The 25,034-nt window shown below is 72.4% G+C and carries 17 protein-coding genes and 1 pseudogene; 7 read left to right on the top strand and 11 right to left on the bottom strand.

The genetic code is table 11. The features are described from left to right. The first annotated feature begins 147 nt into the window (after positions 1 to 147). On the top strand, positions 148 to 1,335 hold the full coding sequence (locus tag J3S20_RS21120; RefSeq protein ID WP_216838507.1) for a hypothetical protein: 1,188 nt from the start codon (positions 148 to 150) through the stop codon (positions 1,333 to 1,335). Between the two features lie 31 nt (positions 1,336 to 1,366). Beyond that, on the top strand, positions 1,367 to 2,353 hold the full coding sequence (locus J3S20_RS21115; protein ID WP_216838506.1) for a Bug family tripartite tricarboxylate transporter substrate binding protein: 987 nt from the start codon (positions 1,367 to 1,369) through the stop codon (positions 2,351 to 2,353). On the opposite strand, the gene J3S20_RS21110 is transcribed toward J3S20_RS21115, so the two are convergent. From J3S20_RS21110 to J3S20_RS21085, 6 genes and pseudogenes are all read right to left on the bottom strand, one after another. Beyond that, complete coding sequence (locus tag J3S20_RS21110; protein ID WP_216838505.1) at positions 2,354 to 2,548, bottom strand: hypothetical protein; 195 nt, start codon at positions 2,546 to 2,548, stop codon at positions 2,354 to 2,356. Beyond that, positions 2,548 to 3,283 (bottom strand): annotated as a pseudogene (locus J3S20_RS21105) (BCCT family transporter). Before J3S20_RS21105 ends, J3S20_RS21110 begins: the two are co-directional and overlap by 1 nt. After that, positions 3,181 to 3,708 (bottom strand): BCCT family transporter, encoded by a 528-nt coding sequence (locus J3S20_RS21100; protein ID WP_216838503.1) that lies wholly within the window; start codon positions 3,706 to 3,708, stop codon positions 3,181 to 3,183. Before J3S20_RS21100 ends, J3S20_RS21105 begins: the two are co-directional and overlap by 103 nt. A gap of 129 nt (positions 3,709 to 3,837) precedes the next feature. Next, positions 3,838 to 4,494, bottom strand: coding sequence for a glutathione S-transferase family protein (locus tag J3S20_RS21095; RefSeq protein ID WP_216838502.1), 657 nt, complete (start codon positions 4,492 to 4,494; stop codon positions 3,838 to 3,840). Positions 4,495 to 4,498: 4 nt separating this feature from the next. After that, positions 4,499 to 5,713 carry a M24 family metallopeptidase gene (locus J3S20_RS21090; RefSeq protein WP_216838501.1) on the bottom strand — a complete coding sequence of 405 codons (1,215 nt, stop codon included), beginning with the start codon at positions 5,711 to 5,713 and terminating at the stop codon, positions 4,499 to 4,501. After that, entirely contained in the window at positions 5,710 to 7,521 is a 1,812-nt protein-coding gene (locus tag J3S20_RS21085) for an ABC-F family ATP-binding cassette domain-containing protein (RefSeq protein ID WP_216838500.1), read from the bottom strand. Before J3S20_RS21085 ends, J3S20_RS21090 begins: the two co-directional genes overlap by 4 nt. A 155-nt stretch (positions 7,522 to 7,676) precedes the next feature. Here J3S20_RS21085 and J3S20_RS21080 point away from each other — a divergent pair, with 155 nt between their 5' ends. From J3S20_RS21080 to J3S20_RS21070, 3 genes are read left to right on the top strand one after another with little or no spacing between them, the layout of a single operon-like run. Then, a complete protein-coding gene (locus J3S20_RS21080; RefSeq protein WP_216838499.1) occupies positions 7,677 to 8,642 on the top strand; it encodes a Bug family tripartite tricarboxylate transporter substrate binding protein in 966 nt (321 codons plus the stop codon). Between the two features lie 5 nt (positions 8,643 to 8,647). Then, positions 8,648 to 10,369 carry a M28 family peptidase gene (locus J3S20_RS21075; protein WP_216838498.1) on the top strand — a complete coding sequence of 574 codons (1,722 nt, stop codon included), beginning with the start codon at positions 8,648 to 8,650 and terminating at the stop codon, positions 10,367 to 10,369. Next, on the top strand, positions 10,366 to 12,048 hold the full coding sequence (locus tag J3S20_RS21070) for a class I SAM-dependent methyltransferase (protein ID WP_216838497.1): 1,683 nt from the start codon (positions 10,366 to 10,368) through the stop codon (positions 12,046 to 12,048). Before J3S20_RS21075 ends, J3S20_RS21070 begins: the two co-directional genes overlap by 4 nt. A gap of 6 nt (positions 12,049 to 12,054) precedes the next feature. Here J3S20_RS21070 and J3S20_RS31150 read toward each other — a convergent pair whose 3' ends face one another. After that, positions 12,055 to 15,861 carry a translocation/assembly module TamB domain-containing protein gene (locus J3S20_RS31150; RefSeq protein WP_216838496.1) on the bottom strand — a complete coding sequence of 1,269 codons (3,807 nt, stop codon included), beginning with the start codon at positions 15,859 to 15,861 and terminating at the stop codon, positions 12,055 to 12,057. Between the two features lie 46 nt (positions 15,862 to 15,907). Further along, the gene (locus J3S20_RS21060) at positions 15,908 to 17,764 is read right to left on the bottom strand and encodes an autotransporter assembly complex protein TamA (RefSeq protein WP_216838495.1); all 1,857 of its coding nucleotides are present in this window, start codon (positions 17,762 to 17,764) and stop codon (positions 15,908 to 15,910) included. Positions 17,765 to 17,918: 154 nt separating this feature from the next. On the opposite strand from J3S20_RS21060, the gene J3S20_RS21055 reads away from it, so the two are divergent. After that, complete coding sequence (locus tag J3S20_RS21055) at positions 17,919 to 19,067, top strand: amidohydrolase (RefSeq protein ID WP_216838494.1); 1,149 nt, start codon at positions 17,919 to 17,921, stop codon at positions 19,065 to 19,067. 154 nt (positions 19,068 to 19,221) lie between these two features. Here J3S20_RS21055 and J3S20_RS21050 read toward each other — a convergent pair whose 3' ends face one another. Then, positions 19,222 to 20,175 (bottom strand): alpha/beta hydrolase, encoded by a 954-nt coding sequence (locus J3S20_RS21050; RefSeq protein WP_216838493.1) that lies wholly within the window; start codon positions 20,173 to 20,175, stop codon positions 19,222 to 19,224. Between the two features lie 106 nt (positions 20,176 to 20,281). Between J3S20_RS21050 and J3S20_RS21045 the strand changes: the two genes are divergently transcribed. Continuing rightward, a complete protein-coding gene (locus J3S20_RS21045) occupies positions 20,282 to 22,912 on the top strand; it encodes a bifunctional acetate--CoA ligase family protein/GNAT family N-acetyltransferase (protein ID WP_216838492.1) in 2,631 nt (876 codons plus the stop codon). Between the two features lie 48 nt (positions 22,913 to 22,960). On the opposite strand, the gene J3S20_RS21040 is transcribed toward J3S20_RS21045, so the two are convergent. Together J3S20_RS21040 and J3S20_RS21035 are read right to left on the bottom strand one after the other, a co-directional pair. Further along, entirely contained in the window at positions 22,961 to 23,836 is an 876-nt protein-coding gene (locus tag J3S20_RS21040; protein ID WP_216838491.1) for a helix-turn-helix domain-containing protein, read from the bottom strand. Positions 23,837 to 24,122: 286 nt separating this feature from the next. Further along, positions 24,123 to 25,007: a 2-hydroxy-3-oxopropionate reductase gene (locus J3S20_RS21035; RefSeq protein WP_216838490.1), complete on the bottom strand. Its 885-nt coding sequence runs from the start codon at positions 25,005 to 25,007 to the stop codon at positions 24,123 to 24,125. Positions 25,008 to 25,034 lie beyond the last annotated feature (27 nt).

The following is a 25,034-nucleotide window of genomic DNA, read 5'->3' as shown; positions in this document are numbered from 1 at the left end:
CAGGGCGCGGCACCGGCTAGGTGGCGGCCGGTTGCGCCCGCCGCGCCATGTCCCCGGCCCCAGCCGGAGGGGGGCTGGACGGCGCCGCCGCACCGCCCCAATACTTAGGGATGTAAGGGTCTTGAAGGCCCGGCGGAGGAACCACCCATGTCGCGCTTCCCGACGCGCATCGAAGACATCCTGGCCGCGCCCACGCGCCGCGGACTGCCGCATCCCGTGAAGCATCCGCCGGCGGACCTCGGCGCCTATCTGCGCGGCGTCGACAATTTCTGCCGCGTCATGGCGATCCGCCCCGGCGACCATGTGGTGATGCTGACCGACCCGCTGCTGGACCCGCGCGTGATCCAGGCCGTGCAGGGCCTGGCGCGCGGCCGCGGCGCCACCTTCGCCAGCTACATGGGTGAAAGCACCCGCTACGTGACGGTGCCGGAGGAGGCGAAGGCCATGCTCTCCCGCGCCACCTTCGTCGTCTCCACCTGGTTCGCCTCGGTGCTCGATCCCTATTGCATCGGGCTGCGTCGCAACCAGGGCCAGCGCTGGGTGAAGATCACCTTCTTCCGCGACCTGGACCTGCTGCACACGCCGCAGGCGCAGTTCCCGCTGGACCTGCTGGGCGAGATCATCCGCGCCACTGGCCGCCTGTTCCCCGAACAGGGCGATTTCACCCTGCGCCTGTCCGACCCGCGCGGCACGGACCTGCGCATCCCCTACACCGACGCCATGCTGCAGCACCTGCGGAAGCACAACCGCTGGCGCGGCCACAACGTGGCGGATGAGCCGGGCTGCTACGTGCACTACCTGCCGACGCATGGCCCGAACCTGTTCGAATACTCGATGGTCGGCCTGAAGCCAGAGGACAAGGTCGGCATCAACGGCACCGTCTGGGCGAACTGGGCGGTCGGCTTCGACAAGCCCTTCGAAAGCCCGGTCGGCGTCGAGTTCCAGGACGACCTGGTGCACGCCGTCCACGGCGAGGGCTTTGCCGCCGAGGTGCTGCGCGACTACCTGATCGGCGGCACGCTGGAGGAGTTGGGCTGCGGCCACAACCCGAAGGCCCCGCGCTTCGACATCTACCCGGCCGGCCCCAATTCGCCCGGCAGCCTGCATGTCGGCATCAATGCGCCGAAACCGTCCGACTACCTCCGCCGGGTCATGCCGAATTGGGAGGAGCCGCATATCCACATGGACCTGGTACTCTACGACGCCACGGTCACGGCGGGGAACAAGCCGCTGGTGGAGGACGGCTATCTGCTGTCCCTGCGCGATCCCAAGGTCCGCGCCCTGGCCGAGACCTATGGCGACCCGGTGGACCTGCTGGAAGCCTGGCCAGTCTGAAGCCAGGCCCAATCAAGAAGGGGAGGAATCGATGCACGATGGAACAGGCCCCCGCGTGACGCGGCGCGGCGTGCTGGCGACAGGGGCGGTGCTGGCGGCGGGTGCCGCCCGGGCCCAAACCTATCCGGACCGGCCGGTCCGGCTGATCGTGCCCTTCCTGGCCGGCGGCGGCGGGGATACGCTGGCGCGACTGGCCATCGGCCCGGCCCAGGCGCGGCTCGGTCAGACCATCGTGGTGGACAACCGCCCCGGCGCCGGCGGCAATGTGGGCGCGGAGCTCGCCGCCCGCGCGGCGCCGGACGGCTACACCCTGTTCTACGGCACCAACGGCACCCATGCGATCAATGAGGCGCTGTACCCGCGCCTGAGCTTCCGCCCGCATGAGGACTTCATCCCGGTCGCGCCGCTGTCGCGCATCGTGCTGGTGGTGCTGGTCAAGCGCGACCTGCGGGTGGAGACGCTGCCCCAACTCATCGCTTGGCTGCGCGCCCGTCCGGGCCAGGCCAGCTATGGCTCCGCCGGCAATGGCACAACCGGGCATATCGCAGCGGAGATGTTCCGCATCGCCGCCGGCGTGGACATCCAGCATGTGCCCTATCGCGGCAATGCCGCGGCGATGACGGATCTGGCCGCCGGGCGCATCGACATGGCGATCGAGCTGATCCCGGCCGCCTTCGCCGCCATGCAGAATGACGCGGTGCGGACGCTCGCCGTCACCTCCGCCACGCCGCTGGCGACGCATCCCAACCTGCCCACCGCGTCCTCCGTCCTGCCAGGCTTCGAGGTCAGCGCCTGGGACGGCATCTTCGCGCCGGCCGGCACGCCCATGCCGGTGATCGAGCGGCTGAACGCCGCCTTCACCGCCGGGCTGCGCGAGGAGGCCGTGGTAGCCGCGCTGCGGGCCCGCGGGGCGGAACCCGCCCCGGCCATGACCCCGGACGACTTTGCCGCCTTCATCGCCGGCGAGCGCCGGCGGTGGGGCGATGCGGTGCGAGCCTCCGGCGCGCAGCTCGGCTGATCAGCCGCGGTCCTCGCCCTCCGCCCCCGGCGCGATGACGGCGCCGACCATGGCGGGAGAGGTCGCGGCCATGTCGAAGGTCTCGCGCAACTCAGGGGCGGCGCGCTGGCGCAGGCGCCACAGCACGAAGCCCAGCAGCAGCGCCTGGGTCAGCGCGATGAACAGGAACAGCCCGCCGCCTGGGAAGGACCGCATCAGCAGCGCGGCCCCGGGCGGGCCGATGACGGAGCCCACGTAATCCGCCGGATCCGCATGGTCATGGGCATGCGCGGCGGCGATGGAATAGCAGGGCAGGGCCAGCCCGCCAAAGCAGGCGGCCAGCGCCAGCAGCCCAAAACCCTGCGGCGCGGAAAGCCCCAGCGCCAGCCCGACGCAGATCGCCGCCAGCAGCAACCCGGCCAGGACCCGGCGGAGGGTTCGTAGGCATGCAGCCGGAAGGCGCGGCCGACGATATCGGCCAGGTAGGCGCCAGTGTTCTGCACATAGGCCTGCAGCAGGAACAGCGTCGGCCCCGTCAGCAGCACGAAGACCATCAGCCCCAGCGCCAGGCCGAGGTTCAGGATGGACAGCCGCCGGATGCCCGCATCCAACCCCATCACGACCGAACCCAGCGCGATGCCGATGATGCCCGCGATCAGCGCCACCTGCACCCAGGGCCCGGCCGGCAGGCCGGTGAGGTGCGCGAGGCCCGCATTGGCCTCCGCCGCGCCATAGCCGAGCGAGGTGGCCACACCGAGCATGGTGCCGATCACCGCGAAGATCCACCGCATGCCCGGCCCAGCCGCGGAAGCGCTCACCGAGCAGGGGATACAACGCGGAGCGCAAGGTCAGCGGCAGGCCGCGCCGGAAACCGAAATGGGCCAGCACCAGCCCGACCATCGCATAGACCGCCCAGGCATGCAGGCCCCAGTGGAAGAAGTTGGAGACCATCGCCTCCCGCGCCGCGCCGAAGCGCTGCGGGTCGCCATTGGTGTCGGGCGAGGTGCGGCATAGTGCATCACCGGCTCGGCCACGCCGAAGAACATCAGGCCGATGCCCATGCCGACGCTGAACAGCGTGGCGAACCAGGACCCGTTGCCGAATTCCGGCGTCTCCTCGTCCCGGCCCAGGCGAACCGCGCCATGGCGGCCGAAGGCGAGCACCACGCAGGCGATCACGAAGATGGCGACGGCCAGCATGTAGAACCCGCCGAAGCTCTCGATGACCCAGGCCTGCGCCGCGGTGAAGGCAGCGGCCGCCGGCTGCAGGAACAGGCCGGCGAAGAGCACCAGCGCGAGCAGCACGCCGGCCGAGGAGAGGAAGACCGGCAGGACGAGGCCGGAGGGTGCGGGCGCGGGCGGGGCGGACTCAGCCATGCCGCGCCCGTATCCCGGTGACGGTGCGGTGCATCTCTGTATCCCTGGTGGCCACGGGACCGCTTCCCGCATGACTGGGCCGACGCGTGGCAACCGCAGAGGTTGCCACGCCCCGCCACCAGGCTGTGCTCAGGCCGGTTCCTTCTCCCGCGCCGCCATCATCCGCTGATAGGCGGGGCGGGCGTGGCAGGCCTTGATCCAGGCCTGGACATGCGGCGCCTGCGCGAAGAGCTCGGGCGCCGGCAGGGCGTAGCGCATCACCTCCGCCACATTGATATCGGCCACGGTAAAGCGGCCGCCGACCAGGAAGCCGGTGCCGGCCAGCGCCGCATCCAGCACCGCGACGGGGTTGCGCAGCGCGGCCACCGCCGCATCGGCCTTGGCCGCATCGCGTTCCGCCGGCGGCTTGCCGACGCGGTTGTAGAGGATCTCGATGCTGTGCGGCTCGACCTCGGTCGCGGCCCAGAGCGCCCACATGCCCATCAGCCCGTCCTCCGCCGCATCGGCGGGGCCGAGCGCGCCGCCATAGGTGCGCGCCAGGTAGAGGTTGATGGCCAGGCTTTCGTGCAGCACCAGCTCGCCATCGGTGAGCGAGGGGATATGCCCGTTCGGGTTCACCGCCAGGAATTCGGGCGAGCGCGTGTGCATCGGCGCATCCGCCGCATCGGGCTTTGCCACGCGATAATGCTGCACCACCGGCACATGCCGGAATTCCAGCCCCGCCTCATGCGCCAGCCAGACATTGCGGGAGGCGCGGGAGCGCAGGCAGCCATAGATGGTCAGCATGGGTTCAATCCTGTGCAAAGGGATCGTCGACGGACTTCGCCGGCGGCGTCAGCCATGCCGCGCCGGTCTCGGTGATGACGATATGGTCTTCCAGCCGGATGCCGAATTCGCCGTAGATGGCGATGGTGGGCTCGATGCTGCCGGTGACGCCGGCGGCCAGCACTTCCTTGCCGCCCTTCACGAAATACGGGCCCTCATGCACGTCCATGCCGATGCCGTGCCCCGCGCGATGCGGCAGGCCCGGCGTCTTGTGGCCGGGGCCGAAGCCGGCGGCAACGACCACGCCACGCACCGCATCGTCGATCGCGCCGCCGGTGATGCCGGGCTTCGCCACCGCGATGCCAGCGGCCTGCGCCGCGTGGTCCAGGTTCCAGATGTCGCGCTGGCGCTGCGTCGGCGTGCCGAAGACGTAGCTGCGGGTGATGTCGGAGACATAGCCATGCAGCGGCGCGCCGGTGTCGATCAGCACCACGTCGCCGTCCCGCAGCGTCTGCGGATAGGGCACGCCATGCGGATAGGCGCTGGCCTCGCCGAAGAGCACGAGGGAGAACATGCTGCCCGTGTCGAAGCCCGCCTTGCGATGCGCGGCGTCGATGAAGGCGGAGACTTCGGTGGTGGTGACGCCTTCCCGCATGCAGCGCGCCGCGGCGGCCTGGATCTCCAGCGTCATGCCCATGGCCTGGCGCAGCAGCGCCACCTCCTGCTCCGTCTTGCGCTGACGCAGGAAGCCGGTGACGGCGCCGCTGGCAACAAAGTGGTGGTTCGGCAGCGCCGCGCGCAGCCCCTCCGCCACGAAGACGCGCGCCATCTCATCAAGGGCCACGGTGCCGCCCGGCACATCGGTGCTGCGCAAAATGTCGGAGAAGAGGGCGTAGGGGTCCTCATCCTCCTCCCAGCCGCGGACCTCGCCCGGCAGCAGCAGCATGGTCTTCAGCTTCTCCACCTCGAATTCCGGGCAGAGATAGGTGAGGGGGCCGCGCACGGGCAGCACGGCGCCGACGGGGCGCTCGGACTGGCCGTGCTTCAGGCCGGTCATCCAGGCGAGGTTCGTCGTGCCATCCAGCCACAGCGCCGAAATGCCGAGCTCCGCCATGCGCGCCTGGGCGCGGGCCACGCGCCGCGCATGCTCCTCCGCCCCGATGGGCGGCACCACGTCCCGCTGGTTGCGGATGGCGGCCAGTTCCGTGGCGAAATCCGATCCGCCGACGCCGATGGTCATCCCTCAAGCTCCTCCCGCAGCATTTCGAGGCGCAGCCAGTCCTCTTCGGCCGCCTCGCGTTCCGCCTGCTTCTTCGCCAGCAGGTTCGACCGCGCCGCGAAGCCGGGCGGGTCGTTGGTATAAAGCCCCGGATCGGCCAGCGCCTTCTGCAAGACGCCGATCTCGCGTTCCAGCTGCGCGATGCGCGCCGGCAGCGTTTCCAGCGCGTGCTTGTCCTTGAACGACATTTTCGCTCGTGCCACCGCGCGCGGCGCCTCGACCCCGCGCTCGGCCGCGACGGCAGCCGCCGCCGCGCGTGCCTTCGCCTGCACGCCGCGCCCGCGCTGCGCCACCATGTCGGAATAGCCGCCCGCATAATCCTGCCAGCGGCCCTGGCCCTCGCTGGCGATCACATTGGTGGCCACGCGATCCAGAAAATCGCGGTCATGGCTGACGACGATGACGGTGCCGCCGTAATCCGCCAGCAGTTCCTGCAGCAGGTCCAGCGTTTCCAGATCGAGGTCGTTGGTCGGCTCGTCCAGCACCAGCAGGTTCGACGGCGTGGCCATGGCGCGCGCCAGCATCAGCCGGCCCCGCTCCCCGCCCGAAAGCGCTGAGACCGGCGTCCGCGCCTGCTCCGGCAGGAACAGAAAGTCCTTCATATAGCCGATGACGTGCTTCACCTCGCCGCCGATCCGCACCTGGTCGCCGGACCCGCCGGTCAGCGCATCCTGCAGCGTGGTCCCCGGGTCCAGGCTGTCGCGGTTCTGGTCCAGCGTCACCATCTGCAAGCTGGCGCCCAGCCGCACCTGGCCCGCATCGGGGGCCAGCTTGCCGATCAGCAGGTTCAGCAGCGTGGTCTTGCCCGCGCCATTGGGGCCGACGATGCCCACCCGGTCGCCGCGCATGATCCGCGTGGAGAAGTCCCGCACCACGGGCGCCGCCTCGCCATAGGCCTTGGTCACGCCTTCCAGCGCCGCCACCAGGCTGCCGGAGGCATCGCCCTCGCTGGCCGCCATGCGCACGGTGCCCGGCGCCGTCACCCGTTCGCGGTGCCGCTTGCGCAACTCCTGCAGCCCGGCCAGGCGCTTCACATTGCGCTTGCGCCGCGCGGTCACGCCGTAGCGCAGCCAATGCTCCTCCCGCACGATCTTGCGGGCGAGCTTGTGCGCCTGGGTTTCCTCCTCCTCCAGCACCTGGTCCCGCCAGGCCTCGAAGTGGGAAAAACCCTGGTCGAGGCGGCGGGTGGTGCCGCGGTCAAGCCAGACCATGGATTTCGACAGCCGCTCCAGGAAGCGCCGGTCGTGGCTGATCAGCACCAGCGCGCTGCGCAGCGGGCCGAGTTCCTGTTCCAGCCATTCGATCGCCGGCAGGTCCAGGTGATTGGTTGGCTCATCCAGCAGCAGGATGTCGGGCTCCGGCGCCAGCACGCGGGCCAGCGCCGCGCGCCGTGCCTCGCCGCCCGAGAGGTTGTCGGGGTGTTCCTCCCCACTCAGGCCCAGCCCCTCCAGCAGCACGCGCGCGCGATGCGGGTCATCGCCCGGGCCGAGGCCGGCGGCGACATAGGCGCCGGTGGTGGCAAAGCCCGCCAGGTCCGGCTCCTGCGGCAGGTAGCGGATGGTGGCACCCGGTTGGACGAAGACGCTGCCCGCATCGGCATCGATGATCCCCGCCGCGATCTTCAGCAGCGTGGACTTGCCCGATCCATTGCGCCCCACCAGCGCCAGCCGATCCCCCGGCGAGACGGCGATCTCCGCCCCATCCAGCAGCTGGGTGGAGCCGAGGCGGAGCCGGATGTCGCGCAGATGCAGCAGGGGGGGAAGGGCCATGCCGGGGGGATTGCGTGGCAAGGCGCCGCGCGTCAAGCATCGGCCCGCTGGCGGCCGTCGTTTGGCATCGCGGCTCCGCCGCGGGGGCATCACCTTGCTGGCGGCGCGCATCGCGTGTCCCATCATCGCAACCTTCCGCACAAGGATCCCCGCCGATGCGCCGCCGCAGCCTGCTTTCCGCCCTCGCCCTGGCGCCCGCCATGCCGGCCCTGGCCCAGGCCGCCTGGCCCAACCGGCCCGTCCGCATGATCTCCTCCGCCCCGCCCGGCGGGGCCTCGGACATCCTGACGCGCACTTTGGCCCAGGCGCTGCAGGACCAGACCGGCCAGCCCTTCCCGGTGGAGAATCGCGCCGGCGCCGGCGGGGTCGTCGCCTCCGACTTCGTCGCCAAGTCGGCGCCGGATGGCTATACCTGGATGACCACCAATGTCGGCCCGCAGGCGATCTTCCCCTCGCTGCGCCGCGACCTGCCCTACGACACGCGCCGCGACTTCCGGAACATCACCATCATCGGCACGCTGCCGCTGGTGCTGATCGTGAGCAAGGACCAGCCCTTCGCCGATCTCGCCGGCTATATCGCGGCCGCCAAGGCCCGCCCCGGCGCGATGAACTTCGGCTCCGGCGGCAATGGCACTTTGCACCACCTGACCGGGGAGCTGCTGAAGGCCGCAGCCGGCGTCGATATCGCCCATGTGCCCTATCGTGGCGCCCAGGCGGCGACGGCGGATGTGATCGGCGGGCGCATCGAGGGCATGTGGGACAGCCTGCCCTCGGCCGCGGTGCATATCCGCAGCGGCGCGGTGCGCGCGCTGGCCGTCTCCACCGCCACCCGCAGCGCCGCCTTCCCCGAGATCCCGACGCTGGCCGAGCAGGGTTTTCCCACGGTGGTCACCACCAACTGGTTCGGCCTGGCCGGCCCCGCGGCGGTGCCGGATGAGGTGGTGCGCGCCTTCTACGCCCAGCTGCAGCGCGCCCTGGCCAGCGAGGCGGTGCGCAGCCGCTATGCCAGCATCGGTGTCGAGCCCGGCGGCACGCCGCCCGACGAAACCCAGGCCTATGTGCTGTCCGAGATGGACCGCTGGGGCGCCGTGGTGCGCGCCACCGGCGTGACGCTGGATTGACCGCCATGACCACGCCCGACGAGGCCGCCCTGATGGCCTCCGCCCGCATCGAGGATGCCTGGTCCCTGGTGCAGCGCTTTTCCACCATGCGCCGCCAGGACCCCGAGGAAGCCGCGGCGGCGGGGGAGGAGATCGTCCGGCGCCTGAAGGCGCTCGGCCTGCCGGTGACGGTGCATCGCCCGCTTCTGTATCTCGCCGTGCCGAAGACGGCGCATGTGGCGCTGGAGGGCGTGCAGTTCCGCGCCCGCCCGGCGCAGCTTGCCCCGACCGCGCCGGAGGGGCTGACCGCGCCGCTGGTCTTCGTCGAGAACCCGGTCGGCCCGCCGATGGGCTGGACGCCGAACTCCGCGCCGCTCTTCGGCGAAGGCTACGACCCCGCCCCCGGCGTGCCGGACGTGACCGGCAAGCTGGTGCTGTTCCGCGGCATGATCCTGGCCGAGCGCATCCTGCAATTCGCCGCCCTCGGCGCCGCCGGGGTCATCGCCATCAATCCCGGCCCCGACATGCATTGGGGCAGCGGCAGCGCCATCTGGGGCACGCCGGACCTGGACGATCTGCCGGGCCGCACGCCGATCCCCGGCTGCTCGGTCTCCGCCCCCGATGGCGCGAAGCTGATCGAAGCCGCCGCCCGCGGTGCCTCCGCCACGCTGACCACGGTGGTGGAGGAGGGCTGGTTCGACCAGGTGCTACCCGAAGTGCGGATCGAGGGCAGGGAGCCCGGCTTCGTCCTGCTGCACGGCCACTACGATTCCTGGGATGTCGGCGTCGGCGACAATGCCACCGGCGATGCCTGCCTGCTGGAAGTGGCGCGCACGCTGCACGAGCACCGGGCGAAGCTGCAGCGCGGCGTCCGTATCTGCTGGTGGCCCGGCCATTCCACCGGCAAATTCGCCGGCAGCACCTGGTATGCCGACCAGCACGCGCTGGAATTGGCAAAGCATTGCGTGGCGCATCTGAACTGCGACAGCCCCGGCTGCCGCGACGCGACCGACTACCCCACCATCCCCTGGATGGCGGAGAACCGCGCCTTCGTCACCGATGCGGTGCGCGACGCCACCGGCAAGGTCGCCGGCGGCAAGCGGCCGACGCAATCCAGCGACTTCTCCTTCAACAACCTCGGCATTTCGGGCTGCTTCTCCGCCTCCTCCCGCATCCCGAAGGCGGAGGTGGAGCGGCGCGGCTGGTATTTCGTCATGGGCAATGGCGGCAATACCGCCTGGCACACCGATCGCGACCAGATCGAGGTGGCGGACCCCGACGTGCTGCTGACCGATATCCGGCTCTATGCCCTGGCGGTCTTCCGCATGGCCACGCTGCCCGCCTTGCCGCTGGACCCCGGCGCGCTGGTGGAGGACCTGCAGGGCCATCTGGCGCGCTACGCCAGGGCAGCCGGGGATCGCTTCGACCTGGCGCCCGCCGCGGCCGGGCTGGCGGCGCTGGCCGCGCGGCTCGCGGATTTCGAGGCAGGCTCGCCACCGCCGGCGGTGGCCACCGCCACGCGGCTGGCCGTGCTGCGCCACCTCGTGCCGCTGGACTATACGCGCGGCACCCGCTGGCGCCGCGATTTCGGCCTGCCGGCGCCGCCCTTCACCCATCTGGCGGTGGCGGCGGAGCTGGATCGCTACCCGCCCCAGGCGCTGGGCTTCGCCACCACCCAGCTGCGGCGCGGCCTGAACCATGTGCTGGCCGCGCTGGATGCGGCGATGGAGGCCGTGCCCGGCGCATGACGCAAGCGGCCTACGGCGCGCAGGCCAATCCGGACCTGCTGGCGCGCATCCCCCTGGATGCGCGGCGCGTGCTCGATGTGGGCTGCGGCGCCGGGGCGCTCGGCGCCACCTTCCGCCGCCGCAATCCCGCCACGCGGCTGGAGGCGGTGGAGGCGGACCCTGCGCTGGCCGAGCAGGCCGCGCGGCATTACGACCTGGTGCACCGCATCGACATCGAGTCCACGGCGCCGCCCATCCCGCCCGGCAGCCTGGACGCCCTGATCTATGGCGATGTGCTGGAGCATCTGCGCGACCCCTGGGCCGTGCTGCAGCGCGACGCGGCGCTGCTGGCGGAAGACGGCGTGCTGCTGGTCTGCGTGCCCAATGTCGAATTCTGGGGTTTCGCGGCGCAGCTGCTGGCTGGCCGCTGGCGCTACACGGATCAGGGCCTGTTCGATCGCACCCATCTGCGCTGGTTCAGCCGCCAGACCATGCTGGAGGCGCTGCGTGAGGCCGGGCTGCAGCCGCTGGATGTTCTGCCGCGGATCTTCGAGCCGGAGCGGGCGGAAGCCTTCGCCGAGGCCATGGCCCCGGCGCTGAAGGCGATCGGTGTGGCGAAGGAGGATTGGCTGCGCCGTTCCGCCCCGCTGCAATATGTCTGGCGCGCCACCCGCCGCCCGCCCCGGCTCATGGTGCTGGTGGCGCGCACGCTGCGCCCGGTGGGCGGGGTGAACGATGTGCGCATCCTCGAACCTTTCCGGGCGCTGGCCAGCCGCCCCGGCGTCAGCACGGCGGCGGGGCCGGAGGCCCAGCTGCCGAAGCTGGAACCTGAAGTGCCGCGCGTGCTGATCCTGCAGCGCCGCCTGCTGGACCGCCCGGAAAGCCTCGACTACCTGCGCGGCCTGCGCGCCACTGGCGCCCTGCTGGTGCAGGAATTCGATGACGACCCGGCGCATTGGCCGGTGATCGCCGGCAACAACAACCTGGCCTTCCGCGGCGTGCATGCGGTGCAGACCTCCACCCCCGCGCTGCGCGACCTGCTCTCGCCCTTCAATGACGAGATCGCCGTCTTCCCCAATGCCCTGGCCGAATTGCCGGAGCCGCAGAACTTCCGCGACCCATCCCGACTCACCCTGTTCTTCGGCGCGCTGAACCGCGAGGCCGATATCGCCCCCTTCCTGCCCGTGCTGAACCAGGTGCTGGCGGAGGCCGCGGGACGGCTGGCGGTGGAGGTGGTGCATGACCAAAAGAGCTTCGCCGCGCTCGACACGCCGCATAAGCGCTACACGCCCACCGCCGACTACGCCACCTACCGCCGCCTGATGGCCGGCTGCGAACTCGCCTTCCTGCCGCTGGCGGACACCCGCTTCAACCGGATGAAATCCGACCTGAAGGCGGTGGAGGCCGGCGGTCTGCGGCTCTGCAGCCTGGCCAGCCCCACCGTCTATGCCGCCAGCCTGCGTCATGGCGAGACCGGGCTGATCCTGCCGGATCCCGAAAGCCTGGGCCACGAACTGCGCGCGCTGCTGGCCGAACCAACCCGGGCGCTGGCGATCGCGGAGGCCGCCCGCGCCTGGGTGCGAGAGGAACGGCTTCTCGCCCGCCAGGTGGCGCCGCGGCTCGACTGGTATCGCAGCCTGTGGGAGCGGCGGGCGGAACTGGACGCAGCACTTCTGCGCCGTGTGCCGGCGCTGGCCTGACCCGGCTCAGCGCCCCCACTGCCATTCCATGCTGAGGCCCACCCGCTCCCCCGCCTCGCGATCGCCGGTCTCGGCCTCCAGCTTGATGCGCGGCGTCAGGTCCACCCGCACGCCGACGCGGGAGGACCCGCTCTCGGTGCCCTGGCGCACGCCGACGAAGACGCCGTCCGCGACATAGCGCCCGGCCTCCAGCGTCGGGCCGGCGCGCTCATCCGCCTCCGTGCTGCGCGCCGCCGTCTCGCCGCCGCCGCCGACCGCGAGGCGATCCAGCCCCAGCGTCTGCCGCACCCGGTCCAGCACGCCGGAGGCGCCGCCGCCCACCAGGCCGGTGGCGCCGGCGATGGCCTGGGCGATCTGCGCGATCTCGAAGGGCGACAGCGCGCTGACCGGCCGGTCGAACAGCAGCCGGGCCAGCACCTCGTCCTGCGGCAATTCCGGCGTGGAGGAGAAGGTGATCACCGGCTGGCTCGGCGGGCCGGTGACGGTGGCGCGCACGGTCACGCCGCCGGTCTGGCTGCTCGCCTCGAAATCCAGGTCCGGGATCAGCCCGCCGGTGAAATCCAGGCGGCCGCGGCTGAAGGTCAGGCGCCGGGCCAGGATCTGGAACTCGCCCCGCACCAGGGACAGGGCGCCGGAGATCTCCGGATTGCTGATCGTGCCGCCGATGGCGAGCTGCCCGCCCAGCTCCGCATCCAGTCCGCGCCCGCGCACGAAGACGCCGCGCGGCGCTTCCAGCGTCAGATCCAGCGCGATCGGCAGCGCGGAGCCGCCGCCATTCGCGCTCGGCGCATTGCGCGGCCCATTCGCCGTCGGCCGCGGCGGCGGCGTGCTGCGGCCGGGAATCTGCCCCACCTCCGTCACCGGGCCCAGGCTGCGCACCGAGCTCGGCAGCCGGTCCGGCACGCGGATATCGGCGCGACGCAGGCGCAGCGGGCCGCTCAGCCGGGCGCCGTTGGCCAGCTGCCCGGTCAGCGACAGCTCCGCATCCAGCGTTGCGGTGATGAGGTCGGAGGAGACGGGTTGCGCCTGGGTGGCGCGCAGGGTGAGGTCCACCGGCATCCCGGCGCTCAGCGGGTCCAGCGTGCCGGCCAGCGCGATGCGCCCCTGGCCCGCCGTGGCACCGGTGAGGTCGACGCGCAGCCGCGGCCCCTCGGCGGAGATGGTGCCGGAAAGCTGGGTCAGCGCCACGCCCAGCTCCGCATTGCGATAGGACCCGCCGACCAGGCGCGCCTGGCCGCCCAGCACCGGCTCCGCCACGGTGCCGCTGGCGCGCAGTGCGAGCGTCAGCCGCCCGGTCACCCGGTCCGCGCCCGCCGCCAGCAGCGGCGCGGTCAGCGCGCCGAGATCGGCCTGGCCGTCCAGCGTGCCCTCCAGCGGCCCCTCCGGCCCGCGCGGCAGGTTGGCGGTGGCGGTCAGGCGGGTGGCGGCGCCGGCATTGGCGGTGGCGCGGCCCGATATGGCGCCATCGCTGGCGCGCCGGCCTTCGGCCTGGATTTCCACCGCCGGCAGGCCGCGCGCCCAGGCGGCGCTGGAGCGCAGATTGCTGACGCGCAGATTGCCCGCGATCTCCGGCGCGGTGCCCGGCCCGGTGATGCGCGCATCCGCCGTCACGCGCCCGGTGGGGGCGATGCCCGGCAGCAGGGGGGCCAGCGTCGCCAGGTCCGGGATGGCGAGCGTAGCGCGCAGATCGGCCCGCGCATCGGACCAGCTTCCGGTCAGGTTCAGCGTGCCGCCGCGGCCGCTGGTCAGCGACAGCGCCGCCACGTCGATGCCGCCATCCGGCCGCAGCACCACCCGCGCCGGCGCCGCCAGCCGCACCGTCTCCTCCGGCGCGCGTGCCTGGAAGGTGGCGAGGTCGATCTGCCGGGCGCCGCCGGGCTGCGCCGTCATGCGGCCGCGCACCTCCAGCTCCGCCGTCGCCACCTGGGTCGAGAGGGTGAAGCCCAGCGCCTGCAGCGTGCCGTCCACCGTGGCGGCCAGGCGGCGCATCTCGGTGCCGGCGGCGACCAGGCGCGGCGCCTCCAGCCGCAGGTCGGCGTATTGCTGGCCTTCCCGCGCCGCCAGCGTGGCATTCAGGCGCAGGCTGCCCGCCAGGGGCTGGCCGACCAGCGGGGAGAGTGGCGCCAGGTCCTCCACCGCCAGCCGGGCGGTGCCTTCGAAGATGGTGGTGGCGAGGTCCAGCACGCCTTCCGCCGCCAGCTCCGCCGGGCCGAGCCGGGCGGTCGCGGCCTGCAGTCGCAGCTTGTCAGCCCCTTCGGGCCCGCCGCGGATATCGAGCGCCAGGGGCAGGCCCTGGAAGCGGCCGCTGGCCTGGGCATTCACCGCGGGCGCGGTGGCTGGCGTCGCGATGCGCGCATTCAGCGCCAGCGCCTCCAGCACTTGGCCGGCGACTTCCAGGCGGTCGGAGGCGGCCTCGATGGTCAGGGTGGGATCGGCCATCGGCCCGATGGCGGTGCCGGACAGCCGCAGCGCGCCGGACACGCCCGGGGCCGCGCCCTCGACCGAGGCCAGTTCGGCGGCGAAGCGCAGGTCCAGCGCCTGGCCGACCAGCCCGCTCGCCTCCGCCCGCAGGCCGGCGCCTTCCAGGGTGAGGCGCGCGATGCGGTCGGGCAGCGTCGCCCGGATCGCCAGCTGCGGCGTGCTGCCCAGCAGCGCCGCGACCGGCGGCTGGCTGGAGGCGAAGCCGCGCGCCGCCAGCCTTGCATCCACGGTCGGGCTGGCCAGTGGGCCGGAAACAGTCCCGCGCAGCTCCAGCCCCTGCCAGGCGACCAGCCCCGGCGGCAGCAGCGCCGCGAAGGTCTCGGACCCCGCGAGGTCGGCATCGACCTGCAATTGCGCGCTGGCGAAATCCCCGGCGATGGTGCCCTCCGCGGCGATGCGCCCGGCCGCGCCGGCCAGCCGCAGCTGTCGCAGCGCGATCGCGCCATCCGGCCCGCGCGCGGCATCCAGCACCAGGTCGAGCGGGCCGGCCAGGGCGGCGAGCGGGCCTTCCAGCAGGGCGGAGGCATTGGCGGTGCCGCGCAGCTCCGCGCCCAGATGGTCCATGTCCGGCGCGCGGATGGTGCCGGCGACATCCAGCGAAAGGTTCGGCCCCGCCTGCGCCACCAGGGTCAGCGCCGCGGCCTCGGCCGGGCCGTCCAGCGTCAGGTCCAGCGCCAGCGGCCGCCCCGGCTGGCCGATCAGCCCCGGCACCAGGCCGCCGGCCACGTCGCGCAGGCGGATGGTGGCGGAAAGCCGGCCGGTGGCGGGGCGCAGCGCGGCCTGGACGGCCAGGGTGGTCGCCCCCTCCGGCGCCGAGATGTCGAGCGTGGTTTCCAGCCCCTCGGCATCCAGCTGCGCCATGCCCTGCGCCCGCAGCAGCGCGGCCACGCCCGCCACCGGCTCCGCCAGCTCGATGCGGTCCACCGCCAGGCGGTCGAGCTGCAGCGCCACGGGCAGTTGCGGCAGGCTGGGGATCAGCGGCCCGGCCGGGGCATCCGGATCCTCGGGCGCGCCGGGCGGCAGGCGGTGCAGCGCCAGGCGATCGGCCTGCAGCAGGGTGATGTGCGCCCGGCGCTGCAGCAGTGCCATCGGGTCCCAGTCCAGCTCGGCATTCTCGATCTCAAGCCAGATGCCTTGGTCATCCGCCAGCGCGATGCGGCGGATGGCCAGGCGGCCGGGCAGGGGGCCCTGCAGACCTTCCAGCGTCAGGCCGGGGACGAAGGATTCCGCCAGGCTCGCCAGGCGTTCCCGCCCGCCCTCGGTATTCGCATAGAGCAGCCCGCCGCCGACCAGCAGGACCGGCAGCAGCAGCAGCACCAGCACCACGCCCACCACCCAGCGCAGCCACCGGCGGCGGGGTTTCGGTCGGGGCTGCGCCTCAGAAGGCCTGGCCGAGTCCGACATACAAACCATACCCGTCATCGCCGCTCTGCTTGTTCAGCGGAATGGCGACGTCCAGTCGCAGCGGCCCGATTGCCGTCGCGTAGCGCACGCCGAGCCCGGCGCCGAGGCGCACCTCCTCGAAGCTCGGCGTTTCCTCCTGGCCGACCGAACCGGCATCGAGGAAGGCGACCATGCCGAAGGCGCCGGAGACGCGCTGGCGCAGCTCGACCGAGCCTTCCACCAGGCTCGATCCGCCATTCGGCCGGTTCTGTGAATCGCGCGGCCCGATGCTCTGATAGGCATAGCCGCGCACGGACCCGCCGCCGCCCGCATAGAAGCGCTTGTCCAAGGGCACGGCGCGATCCGCGCCCACCAGGCTGCCGAGCGTGCCGCGCAGCGCCAGCACCGTGCCGCCCGAGCCGGTCAGGTCGAAATAGCTGCGCAGCGTGCCGATCGCCCGCACGAAGCCGCCGCCTTCCGCGAGATCGGCATAGGGCACGACGTTGATGGTGCCGCGCAGGCCGCTGCGGGGATCCAGCGGATCATTGGTGTTGTCGTAGCGCGCGCCCATCACCAGCCCCGCCAGGGTGAAGGGCTCGAGGTTGCCGTCGCGGCCGATCCGCCCGGTCTCGAAGGTGGGGCCGGATTGCAGCACCCAGCGATTGCCGAAGGGGCGTTCCAGCAGGGCGGAGGCGGTGACCGCGTCGCGGTCATAGGCATCCAGCCTTTCCCGCAGCATCGCCGCATCCAGCACCAGGGAGGTGCGGCCATCGAACAGCCCCGGCCGGCGAAGATTGGCGCCGATCCGGTAGTTGTTGTCCTCCGTTTCCCCGCCGAGGCGGGACGCGCTGGCCTCCAGCCGCAGCAGCTCGGCATTGCCGAACAGGTTGCGGCGTTCGTAGTAGACGGTGGCGGAGGGGCCGAAATTGGTCTCATAGGCCAGCGTCGCGCCGGCGGCATTGCGCGGCCGGTCGCTGACCGTGAAGGTCACCGGCAGCCGGCCGGCCTCGTCCAGCCGGTCCCCCGCGCGGGCGCGGACGGAATCGAAGGCGCCGAGGGCCAGCAGCTGCCGCCGCGTCGCCTCCTGCGCTGCCGGGGAGTAGGGCTCGCCGGCCAGGCGATTGGTGACGCGCGCCAGCAGGCGCTGGCTGACGGCCGTTTCGCCGGCGATCTGAGGCGGGGCGAAGCGGGCCTGGGGCCCGGGCGCGAGCAGCCAGGTGACGTCCATCGCCTGGGCCTCGTGATTGACCAGCACCTCCCGGTCCACCACGGCGGCCAGCGGATAGCCGGCGGTGCGCAGCCGGTCGAGCAGCGCGGATTCGGCATCCAGCACCGGGCCGGAACGGGCCGGGTCGCCGGGTGCGAGGCCTTCCGGCTGGCCAAGTGCCGCGACGGGCGCGACGGCGGCCGGCCCATCCGGTCGCAGCGTGATGCGGCGCAGGCTGTAGCGTGGCCCGGGGGTGACGCGGACTTCGACCGGCACGGGCTGCGACGGCGGTGCGGCCGCCAGGCGCTGGGCGAGGCCCGGGGCACCGGCGGGGGTGCCGGCGATCAGCACCTCGATCCGGCCGGCCCAATATCCTTCCGCCCGCAGCACGGCATCGAGCAGCGGCGGCTCTCCCAGCGCCCGGGCGACCAGGCCATAGGCATCGACCGGGGCTTCGTCCGAAAGGCGAATGAGGCGCGAGGCATCGCGCAGCGGCCCGTCCAGCGCCTCCACCCCCGTCGGCGGGATGGTCGTGGCATAGGGCAGGGAAGCCGGCGTGGCGGCATCGGTGGATGCATCCAGGGCGGGCGACCCGGTGGTCGGTCCCGGCTGGGCCGCCAGCGGCGTGGCCGCGAGCAGAAGCACGGGAAGGAGGGTTCTGATGCGCAGGAGCTGTCTCACCGTGTGAGGAAGCGCGAAGGGCGCTTCCGGGTTGCATCGGCGCCGCGGATCATGCGGTCCGGTGGGGGGATCTGCCGGCGGGGTGGAGGCGGCGGGCCGAAGCGGCTACCCTTACCGGATGGACACCGCATTTGCCGAGACGCTGACGGCCTGGCGCCGCCACCTGCATGCCCATCCGGGCCTCACCCTGCACGAGAAAACGACCGCCGCCTTCGTGGTGGAGCGGTTGCGGGAGCTGGGGGTGACGGAGATCACGGAAGGCGTCGGCGGCCATGGCGTGGTCGCGACGCTGCGGCGGGCGGGTGGCAATCGCAGCGTCGGCCTGCGCGGCGACATGGACGCGCTGCCGATCCAGGAGGCGAACGAGGCGCTGCCCCATCGCAGCACCGTCCCCGGCGTGATGCATGCCTGCGGCCATGACGGCCATACCACCGCTCTGCTGGGCGCGGCCCGGTTGCTGCTGGAGGATCGGTCCTGGACGGGGACGGTGCATCTGGTCTTCCAGCCGGCGGAGGAAGGCGGCGGCGGCGCCCGCAGCATGATCGCGGAGGGCCTGTTCCGGCGCTTCCCGATGGACCGCATCTTCGGATGGCATAATTGGCCCGGACTGCCGGCCGGCACCATCGCGGTGCATGACAAGGCGGTGATGGCCGCCGGCGCCCGCTTCGACATCACCTTCGAGGGCCATGCCGCCCATGCGGCCCTGCCGCACCTGTCGCGCGACCCGATGGTGGCCGCCGGCCATTGCATAGTCGCCCTGCAGAGCATCGTCGGCCGCAACCTGGACCCGCTGGCCGGCGGCGTGGTCAGCGTGACCATGGTGCATGGCGGGGAGGCGCAGAACCAGATCCCGGCCCAGGTGGTGCTGAAGGGCACCGCCCGCTGGCTGGCGGATTCGGCAGGCGCCGCGATCAAGGAAGGCCTGCACCGGGTGGCGGAGGGCATCGCCGCCACCTGCGCCGTGCGCGCCGAGGTGGGCTGGCGCCAGGGCGTGGAAGTCACGGCGAACAGCCCGGCCGAACGCGACCTGGCCGCCCGCGCGGCGGAGGCCGTGGCGCCGGTGCGCCGTGACCTGCCGGCGGCGATGACGGGGGAGGACTTCTCCTGGTTTCTGAAGGAGGTGCCGGGCGCCTTCGTCTGGATCGGCAATGGCCCGGCCGAGGGCGGCCGCGAATTGCACAACCCGCATTACGACTTCAACGACGAGGTCCTGCCGGTGGCGAGTGGCTTCCTGGCCAGCGTCGCCAAGCGCGCCCTGGGCGAGTAGGCGTCTCCCTCTCCCCCGACAGGGGGGGAGGGGCGGGGTGGGGGGGCTGCGCCATAATTGCGGCCGTGCCCATCCGTCGCGACCCCCCACCCAACCAGCCTTCGGCGTTGCGGCAGCGCCGCAACCCCCCGTAAACGGGGGAGGGCTTTCCGACTCACCCGGCGACCTGCTTCAGCCAGGCCGCCCCTTCCGCCACCGCCCGCCGCGCGGCCGCCACATGGTTCAGCGAGCGCAGGAAGCCATGCGCGGTGCCGGGGAACAGCGCCTGCTGCACCTCCACCCCCGCCGCCCGCAGCGCATCCCCCATGGCCAGGTTCTCGGACGCCAGCACATCCAGCTCCGCCACATGCAGCAGGCAGGGCGGCAGGCCGCGCAGATCGGCGCGGAGCGGGGCGGCCAGGGGGTTCAGCCGGTCCGTCGCGCGGGGGGCGTAGCAGTCCCAGTAGAAGCGCATCTTCTCCCGCGTCAGGAAGTAGCCATCGGCGAATTCCCCATAGGACGGCGTGGTAAAGTCGGCCTCGAAGACCCCGTAATTCAACAATAATCCGCGCAGCGTCAGGGCGGGATCGGTCTGCCGCAGAAGCAGCGCCACGCCCATCGCCAGATTGGCCCCGGCACTGTCCCCGCCCAACACGATGCGCGCCGGATCCAGCCCCCATTCCGCGCCCCGCGCCGCCACCCAGCGCACCACCGCCGCACATTCCTCCAGCGCCTGGGGGAAGGGCGCCTCCGGGCTCAGCGCGTAGTCCGGCCCCAGCACGGAGCAGCCGGCGCCGGCGGCATAGTCCCGCATCAGCCGGTCATGCGTATCGATGCTGTTCCAGACCCAGCCGCCGCCATGGATATAGACCAGCACCGGCAGCGTGCCGGAGGACGGCTGGTGCAGCCGGCACTGGATGCGCCGCCCGCGCACCGGCAGCCAGCGGTCGCTGCTTTCGGCCATCACCGGCCCGCCTTCCGTGAGCGGGATGTTTAGCGCTTCGGTCTGCGCCCGCGCCGCATCCAGCGGCAGGGTCAGGGTGATGGGTGGCAGCTTGGCGCCCTCGGCCTCCATCAAGCTTTGGAAGGCGAGCATTTCCGGGTCCCAGCGGGGGTCATTGGCTGGCATTGTCGCTCCCTTCATCGGTTCCCCGGTATCGGAGGCGGGAAAGCGGCCTGCCGCAACCCCCATCCGGTTGCGGGGGCCACCTGCACAGCCCATGTTGCATCGCACAATGAGTCTTTCGACCAGCCTGTCCGGGCATTCCGCGGTGCGCTTCCGCGAGCAGGCGCTGTATCGCCCCCGGCATGTGGTGCTGGTGGCGGATCCGTCGCTGCCCGCCTCGGCCACGCTTGCGCAGAACCTGCAGGCCGGCGGCTTTTCGGGTTCGCTGGCGCTGCTGCAGGCGGTGGCGGGAATCGCCGGCCTGCCGCAGGTGCCCGACCTCGCCGTGCTGTCGCTGCCGCCGGAGCAGCTGGAGCCGGCCATGGCCGCGCTTTCGGCCCGCGGCTGCCATGCGGCGGTGGTGCCGGGGGTGGCAGCCGACCTGGCCGGCATCGCGCGCCGCACCGGCGTGCGGGTGCTGGGCCAGGGCAGCTTCGGCATCTGCGTCCCCGGCATCGGGCTCAATGCCTCGCTCTCCCATCTCGCGCCCCGAAAGGGGCGGCTGGCGCTGGTCGGCCAGTCCTCGGCCCTGGCGCGCGCCGTGCTGGACTGGGCGGAGGCCGAGGCGGTGGGCTTCAGCCATGTCATCGGCATCGGCGAGAATGACGACCTCGGCTTCGCCCATGCGCTGGACTGGCTGTCCCGGGATCCCGGCACCGGGGCCATCCTGCTGGAACTGCGCCGCATCAAGAACCGCCGCATGTTCATCTCCGCCGCCCGCGCCGCGGCGCGGATGCGCCCCGTGGTGGCCATCCGCGCCGGCGGCCGCCTGGCCGATCCCTCCGGCACCGCGGAGGCGGTGATGGATGCGGCGCTGCGCCGCGCCGGCGTTCTGCGCGTGGCGGGGCTGGATGACCTGCTCTCGGCGGCGGAGACGCTGGCGCGGGTGAAGCTGGTGCCCGGCGCCGGCGGGCCCACCCCCGGCGGCGGCATCGCCCTGGTCGCCAATGCCACCGGCCTCGGCCTGCTGGCCGCCGATGCCGTGCTGGCCGGCGGCGCCCGCCTGGCCGAATTGCCGCAGGAAGCGCTGCAGGCGCTGGCGATCGGGCTGCGGCCGGGCTGGCACGGCACCAATCCGCTGGTGCTCGGTCCCGGCGCCGCCACCGCGCTGGGCGAGGCCGCTTCCATGCTGGCCGGGCTGCGCCAGGCGGAGGCGGTGGTGGCGCTGCACGCGCCGGTGGCGGGCGAGGATACCGCCACCACGGCCGCCGCACTTTCCGCCGCCGCCAAGGCGACGCGGGCCGCGCCGATCCTGGTCTGCTGGGCCGGCCAGGCCACGGCCGGCGCGCAACGCGCCGCCCTGGCCGCCGCGGGCCTCGCCGTCTTCCCGACGCCGGAGGCCGCGGTGCGCGGCGCGCTGCACCTGCTGCACGACCGGCAGAACCGCGCCGCCGCGGCGGAACTGCCGGGCCGGCAGGTGCTGGCCCTGCAGCCGGACCGCGCGGCGGTCGCCGCCATCCTGGCCCGGACCCGCGCCGAAGGGCGGCTTTCGTTGACCGAGGATGCGGCGCTGGCGGTGCTGGCCGCCTATGGCCTGCCGGTCGTGCCGGGCCGGGTCGCGGCCGATGCGGCGGCGGCGGAAGCGGCGGCGGTGGAACTCGGCTTCCCCGTGGTGCTGAAGCTGCGCAGCCCGGATATCGCCCGCAAGACGGAGATCGGGGGCGTGGCGCTGGGCCTGCGCAGCCCGCTCGCGGTGCGGGAGGCGGCGGAGGCGATGGCCGAGCGTGCGGCGCGGGACCGCCCGGCGGCGCGGCTCGACGGCTTTCTGGTTCAGCGCCAGGCAACGCACGTGCAGGAGCTTCGCATGCGCCTCGGCGAGGATGCGATGTTCGGCCCCTTCCTGGGCTTCGGCCTGGGCGGCACGGCGGCGGACCTGCTGGGCGATGAGGGGTTCGACCTGCCGCCGCTGAACCATGCCCTGGCCCAGGGGCTGATCGGCCGCACCCGGGCGGGACCGCTGCTGGCCGGCTATCGGGATCATCCGCCGGTGGACCTCGATGCCGTGGCGGGGGCGCTGATGCGGCTGTCGCAGATCGCGGTGGATTTCCCGGAAATCGCCTCGATCGGGGTGAACCCGCTGTTTGCCGATGCCGCGGGGGTGATGGCCGCCGATGCCTCCTGCCTGCTGCGGCCGGGAGGGCAGCGGGCGCTGCTGGCCGTGCCGCCCTATCCGGAGGAGTGGGCGGCGCCCTGGCAGGCGCGTTCGGGCGAGGTGTTGATGGTGCGGCCGATCCGGCCGGAGGATGCCGAGGCGCATGCCGAGATGTTCCGCCGCCTGGCGCCGGAGGATGTTCGCTGGCGCTTCTTCAGCCAGATCCGGGAATTGCCGGCGGTGCAGATCGCCCGGCTGACGCAGATCGACTACGACCGCGAAATGGCCTTCGTCGCCATGCGCCGCCGTCCGGACGGGGCGGAGGATATGCTCGGCGTCTCCCGCCTGATCCGGGAGGCGGATGGCATGACGGCGGAATTCGCCGTGGTGGTGGACCGCGCCATGAAGGGGCAGGGGCTGGGCCGCCACCTGATGCAGCGCCTGTTCGACTGGGCGGCGGAGACCGGGATCCGGGAAGTGGTGGGCCAGGTGCTGGCGGATAATGCGCCGATGCTGGCCTTCATCCGGGCGCTGGGATTCGCGACCCGCCGCAGCCCCGAGGATGAGGATGTGGTGGAGGCGCGGCGGAGCGTGCCGCCGGCGGGGTAGGGGGCACCCCCCACCCCGACCCTCCCCCCTTCAGGGGGAGGGAGAAGGTCAGCCCGCCGTGGTGCGGATCAGTTCGCGGACGCGGGCGGCGGCGGCGGCGCCCTTCAGCGCGTCGCGCCAGGCCACTTCCGCCACCCGCTGATGCGCCGCCACGGCCTCATCCGCCGCGGTGATCGAGCCCACGCCGAGGCCGCCACTGGGCGGCGTATCCGCGGCGAAGGGGGAGGAGACGACATGCGCGCGTTCCCGCCCGCGCATCACCATGAAGCCGCCGGTGGGCTCGGTGCCGGAGGCGAGGCCGAGCTGCACGCCGATCGGCACGCTCTCCATCATGGCGGCGATCGCCTCGGCCTCCGCCCGCGCGGCGGCCAGGCAGCGCTGGCGGGTGCGTTCCGGCACCGTCAGCCCGGCGGCCACGCCATCCTGCAGGAAGCGGCGCAAGGCAGCCTCGCCCAGGATCGCGATGATGGTGGGGCGGCGGGCGGCGTGCAGGCGCTTGCGGGCGGCGAGAAGGCCCAGCGCCTGGTCCGCGCTGGCGCGGGCCTGCAGCCGTTCCGGGGCGGCATCCGCGGCTTCCGTCCAGGCCTCGCCCACCGCGCCGTCGAAGGCATCCGTCGTGGTCTGGTAGCAGAAGGCGCCGCCCACGATCAGGATCTGGTCGGCCTGTTCCTCGACCTGCCGCAGCCTTTCCTGGAAGGCCAGCGGCCGGGCGAAATACTCGACGCCGATTCCCAGCAGCGAAAGGGGGGAGATCTTCAGCAGCTCCGCGAGGCGCCGGATCGTGTCCAGCTTGATGACCTCGCCCTTCTCATAGCGATAGAGCGCGGCGCGGGAGACGCCGAGCCGCGCTGCGATCTCCTCAGCCCGGAGGCCAGATTCGAGGCGATAGGCACGCAATTGCTGACCTATATCCGCGAAACGCATGCAATCCCCCGTAGGTCCAGTGATCCAGATACAACCATGATGCCGGAGACAGAATCTCAGCGATCACGCTTCTGGTGCTAAATTGCGGGACGTGCGCGCCGGATGCAACGCGAAAAACACGGGAAAATTGTAATCGGCGGTCGCGGGATACCGCCTATGGTTGTGGAGCGGGGCGGGGCTTGCCCTTTCGGCGGGCAACCCGCGCGGCGTGACGCGGCGGGCGGGATCATCCGCCGCGCTCTTTTCCGCTGGCTGGAACGCCCGGCGCTGACGACGGGCGGGCGGTTCAGGCGTCCGGCGCCACCTTGTGGGCGGCCAGCGTCTCCAGCGCCTTGACCATGCCGGAATGGTCATCCGCCGCGCCGCCCATGGCCGCGCAGGCGGCAAACAGCTGCGCGGTGGAGGCGGTATTGGGCAGCGCCACGCCCAATTCCTTGCCGGCCTGCAGCGCCAGGTTCAGGTCCTTCTGGTGCAGCTCGATTCGGAAGCCCGGGGCGAAGGTGCGCTTGATCATCCGCTCCCCATGCAGTTCCAGGATGCGGGAGGTGGCGAGGCCGCCCATCAGCGCCTGGCGCACCTTGGCCGGGTCGGCTCCTGCCTTGCTGGCGAAGACCAGCGCCTCGCCCACCGCCTCGATCGTCAGCGCCACGATGATCTGGTTGGCCACCTTGCAGGTCTGGCCAGCGCCGGTCTCGCCCACCAGGGTGATGTTCTTGCCCATCGCCTCAAACAGCGGCTTGGCGCGCTGGAAGGCGGAGTCGCTGCCGCCCACCATGATGGTCAGGCTGGCATTCTTGGCGCCCACCTCGCCGCCCGAGACCGGGGCGTCCAGGTAGTCGCAGCCCTTTTCCGCCACCTTCGCGGCGAAGGCCTTGGTGGCGGTCGGGCTGATCGAGGACATGTCGATCACCAGCTTGCCGGGGGCCAGCCCCTCCGCGACTCCGCCGGCGCCGAACAGCGCGGCTTCCACATCGGGGGTGTCCGGCACCATCAGGATGATGACCTCCGCCGCCCGCGCCACCGCGGCGGCATCCGGCAGGATGGTCAGCGCGCCGCGCAGCTCATCCGTCAGGCTGGCGCGCTCCGGCGCGCAGACCTCGTGGCCCGCGGATTTCAGGTGCAGCGCCATGGGCTTGCCCATGATGCCGAGGCCGATGAAGCCGATTTTCATGGATGCTCTCTCCGTTGAAGGTCTTGG

The organism is Falsiroseomonas tokyonensis, assembly GCF_019024325.1.
Lineage (GTDB): Bacteria > Pseudomonadota > Alphaproteobacteria > Acetobacterales > Acetobacteraceae > Falsiroseomonas > Falsiroseomonas tokyonensis.
The sequence above is the reverse complement of the archived record's forward strand: the minus strand, read 5'-3'. Positions and strand labels throughout refer to the sequence as shown.